The sequence below is a fragment of the Salinicola sp. 4072 genome (assembly GCF_036663415.1).
GTDB lineage: Bacteria > Pseudomonadota > Gammaproteobacteria > Pseudomonadales > Halomonadaceae > Salinicola > Salinicola salarius_A.
Map to the genome: position 1 here is coordinate 1 of NZ_JAXOVV010000056.1, position 4,318 is coordinate 4,318.

Genomic DNA, 4,318 nt, shown 5'->3' on the forward strand with positions numbered 1-4,318 from the left:
AAGAGCCTGGAGGGTAGAATCGGTCATGGCGTATCCACTCGTGTTGGTTGAGATCTTGGTCGTGATCAATCAACAGGATACGCCACCCTTCCTACCTCCTCCCATCCACCAGACTTGAGCTTAACTCCTCCAGCCATTGGGCCGATTAAAGAAGCATTTTGCCGTCTGCTCGGAAGCCGAGAGCAGGAGGCAAAAGCCCTGGTGGTGAACTTGGTATTGTCTCGACTTGACTCCCCATTTTGGCAGAGCGAGGTGGATAGACCGTTCGAGGCTCGCCCCTGGTTCTGTTGGGCCTTAAGAGACAGCAGGTTGGTATGGATGACCGGCATGAGGAGAGCTGGCTCCGGGAAAATAGAGTAATGTCAATATGTTATCGGTTGCATGGCGGCGTTCTTTAGCCATGATTATTGCCTGATCGGTGTCCCCTTGCTGAGCGGTACTGTCGCCTGTGCAGTTATGGAGGGGGGCTTGGTTCCGTGCTACGGCCTCTTCCGGGGAATGCCGTCATTGACGATCCATACGCTATAACTACAATGTAGTGCATGAGCCATCTTACCTTTGACTGGGATCCCCTCAAGGATGCCGCCAACCGCAAAAAGCATGACGTCTCGTTCCACGAGGCCAAGACTGCCTTCACCGACGAGTTCGGCCGGCTGATAGCAGACCCCGACCATTCTGAAGAGGAAGACCGGTTCATACTCCTCGGGATGAGCATTCATTCACGTCTGCTGGTGGTATGCCACTGTGTTAGAGAGGGTGAAACAATTCGCATCATCTCGGCGCGTAAGGCGGACAAGCGCGAACGAAAGACATATGAAGGGTATAGACATGCGTGATCATTACGATTTTTCACACTCTATCCAGAACCCATACGCCAAAAAGCTCAAGAAGCAGGTCACGATCCGGCTCGATGAAGATACCGTGGCGTATTTCAAGAAGCTTGCCGAGGAAAAAGACCTTCCATATCAGAGCCTCATCAATCTCTATCTGCGCGATTGCGCACAGTCACATAAAGATCTCAAGATTGAGTGGCTATGAATGGCCTCGATCCAGCCTTTGCACTCGGAGGCAGCCGTGACAGCCGTGATCGACTGCTGGCTGGCATTGTTATGAAGAGCAGTCACATCGTTCTCTGGGTTACATGTCCCCGAGCACACCCCAAGTTATCCGTATGGGTGTGCAGAAACCAGGGGGTCATTACATGACTATCTTCCTCGAAGGATCAAACCGGAATGTCGGAATACCGCGCTGATGCTACGAACGCCATACACGATGGCGCCGGCTTCCCTGATACCGGCCGCTGATGCGGACTACCCGTCGGGAAGCGACTTCGCCATCGTCAATCGCCTGCAAACCAGCACGATTGATACATTCGAGTGTGCCGATGCAGGTTGTCATCACCCCTCGCGCGCTGGCGCAGAGACGGTCGAAGGCTGATTTCTGGAGTTATCGACAATGAACAGGAATTCTAAAGTAAAGGAGGGAGCCAATACCTATAAAAGAGGCCAGGGTGACGAATCGGCAGGTGAGTCCTGTTGATTGGAATTGATATGATTTAATTAAAATTAAAGTTTTCCAATGCCGACGTGTCGGATTCGATGAGATCCAATGCCTCATAGGTATAACGCTTTTGAGCTTTCACCGCCCGGGTATAGAGCTCATGTAGCGCGTGGTATTCACCCGGCAGCTGCTGGTCGAATTCCACAGTTTCGAATTTCGCCATCAGCGCCTTGGCATCGTCGATGAGCCGCTGCAGCTCTGCCAACACGAATTCGTAGTCTTCCACTGTCATTGAAACTACCTGGAACGGTGAGTTTGACATATGAGAACACACACAAGCTCCAGCCATTGGGCCGATTAAAGAAGCATTTTGGTGTCTGATCGGCAGTCGAGAGCAGGAGGCAAAAAGGCCGGCTTGCGCCGGCCTTCAAGTGCGACTTCAACTTCGCCTGGCGGATTACTGTAGTAGAGAAAGAATGCCTTGCGGGAGCTGGTTGGCCTGGGCTAGAACCGAGGTTCCAGCCTGCTGCAGAATTTGCTCACGAGTCATGTTGGAGACTTCTGTTGCGTAGTCGGCATCCATGATCCGAGAACGAGCCGCGGAAAGGTTGGTGCTCGTGGCTTGGCTATTCTGAATGACTGATTCCAGGCGATTATCGAATGCACCCAGCTCACTACGCTTAGCATCGACTCGCTGTATGGCGTCGTCAATGGCCTCGAGTGGTTTGGCGGGCGTGCGAAGACGCTGGGCAACATCGGATTCATACAGAGTTATCGTCGTAGAATTGTCTGCAACGTTGGTGTAGATGACTTTTTCCATGGGGTAATACAGGATGACATCCCCGTTGCCGTTTGTGGTCTGCAATAGGTAGTCGCCTTCCTGATTCCGAACCACCTCGGCGGTTTTATAAGCATCTACGTCGTCAGACGAGTCTGTGACGTTGAAGTGATAGCCACCATCGGAATCGCCTACCATCACGTCATTGTGGCGGCTGCCGTCTAGTTCGACATAATTGACGGTAACATTGCCGTTTGTCGGTTTCAGGTGAACGTAAGACGTTTGGTTGGAGACGTACGGTTCATCGGAAACCTCCAGCTTGGAGGAACGTTCACTATTGACGACAATGCTACTAGAGGCGCCGTCAGTGGTGAAACTAACGTGGGCATCGTAGTACGCATATTGGTCATCATCGCCTTTCTCCTCAATGTAGTAATAACCACCGAGGTAGACGAGGTTCAGGTTAGGATCACTGCTTGCATCGGTGCCGTCCAGCGTCAGACTGTAATTGTCGCTGGTCTTGGCAATTTGTGGCGCATAACGAATTTCATACGGCGAGCCGCCGATCTGGTTCTCGTCGACGCTTGTATCCGATAACGCACGCGCCGTCAGCCGGTTATTGTCGGAATCGAAGGTGATTTCAGCCTGATAATAACGGGACTGCCCGGATTCGGTAGTCTGAATCCAGTAGTCACCACCCGCCCTTACGATTTCGCTAGCACCGGCGCTCATGGCGTTACCTTCGCTATCCTCGTATTGCCGCGAGTAAATATACTCACCAGCCATGGTATTGGCAGTGGCATCTTCCACGGTGATCGATACCGTGCTCTTGCGAGTATCGGTATCATGCGTTGCCGTGGTGCGCTGCTCCATCAGACGCCCGCCTTCACTCTCAAGCTGTACTACGTCGCGACTGCCTGAACGGGGGATATCGACGAGATTGGGGTTTCCGCTTGGGGGCTTGTAGGACAGCGTCGTGTAGTCAACGTCATCCAATGGAATGGAATTTGCCGTTCCGACAAGTTGGTCCACCGGCGCTACAGTATTGGGTTCACCTTGGATAGTGAGTTTCTCGAGGCCCAATGCTTCGGCACTGAATCCGGGGGGGGTGAGGTCTACGCTCAGCGTCTCACCATCATTGGCGCCGATCTGCAAAGTTCTGGTACCAGCACTGCCATCGAGTAGCGAAATGCCGTTGTAGCTCGTCTCCTGATTGAGCCGATCTATTTCTTTGAGGTTAAGGTTAATCTCGGCCTGAATCTTGTCACTACTATCACCGTCGTAAATCCCGTTGAGCCCCTGAACAGTCAATTCGCGCACGCGCTGCAAGCGCTCGTTGATTTCATCGAGCGCCCCCTGAGCGGTCTGCGACATCGAGATACCGTCATTGGCATTGCGCTGAGCCTGATTCTGCCCGCGAATCTCTGAGGTCATCCGGTTACCGATCGCCTGCCCAGCGGCGTCATCCTTGGCACCGTTGACGCGCAGACCGGAAGCCAGACGCTCCAGCGAGGTGGATAGACCATTCGAAGCGCGGCCCTGATTCTGCTGGGCCTTGAGGGAGAGAAGATTGGTATTGATGACCGGCATGACGAGAGCTGGCTCCGGAAAAATTGGGAGGCATTTCAACATCATCGGCTGCACGGCGGCATTCTTTAGCGTGATTCACGAAAAGGGGAATAGCTAGCCATGGGGCTCATCTGTAACCCAGCCCCAGCGAATGGCCGGGCAGCGGTAGTTCATCCAGCGCTGCCGCGCAGAGTAAACCCAAGGGGGTATAAAAAAGGACGAGCAGGGGGGTCGGCGGATCGACCAGCGATACCAACGTGCGGTAGCTGGGCTAGCAAGCGAGCCGAATGAGTCGAGAGTGTCATGAACTCGCCTCTCAGCGCTACCTGCCGGACAGCGGTTACCCCGGCTTATTCATGAGGCCGGCCCGAAAACGAAGATAGCGGATGGTATTCTCTTGAAAATTCAGTGTGTTCCGCCAAGAATCTGAACCAAGAGAGCCATCCGCTATGGGTGAAAGCCTATCCACCT

The 4,318-nt window shown here is 53.4% G+C and carries 4 protein-coding genes; 2 read left to right on the forward strand and 2 right to left on the reverse strand.

Translation table 11 applies throughout. The annotated features are described in order from the left end of the window. Nucleotides 1–542 precede the first annotated feature (542 nt). Both R3F72_RS18295 and R3F72_RS18300 read left to right on the forward strand, forming a co-directional pair. Nucleotides 543–836 carry a BrnT family toxin gene (locus R3F72_RS18295; RefSeq protein ID WP_332780449.1) on the forward strand — a complete coding sequence of 98 codons (294 nt, stop codon included), beginning with the start codon at nucleotides 543–545 and terminating at the stop codon, nucleotides 834–836. Continuing rightward, complete coding sequence (locus R3F72_RS18300) at nucleotides 814–1,038, forward strand: BrnA antitoxin family protein (protein WP_083387167.1); 225 nt, start codon at nucleotides 814–816, stop codon at nucleotides 1,036–1,038. The genes R3F72_RS18295 and R3F72_RS18300 overlap by 23 nt, the downstream gene beginning before the upstream one ends. Before the next feature lie 517 nt (nucleotides 1,039–1,555). Here the strand turns inward: R3F72_RS18300 and R3F72_RS18305 are convergent. Both R3F72_RS18305 and R3F72_RS18310 read right to left on the reverse strand, forming a co-directional pair. Then, entirely contained in the window at nucleotides 1,556–1,792 is a 237-nt protein-coding gene (locus R3F72_RS18305; protein ID WP_332780450.1) for a hypothetical protein, read from the reverse strand. Nucleotides 1,793–1,957: 165 nt separating this feature from the next. Beyond that, on the reverse strand, nucleotides 1,958–3,868 hold the full coding sequence (locus R3F72_RS18310; protein ID WP_332780451.1) for a flagellin N-terminal helical domain-containing protein: 1,911 nt from the start codon (nucleotides 3,866–3,868) through the stop codon (nucleotides 1,958–1,960). Nucleotides 3,869–4,318 lie beyond the last annotated feature (450 nt).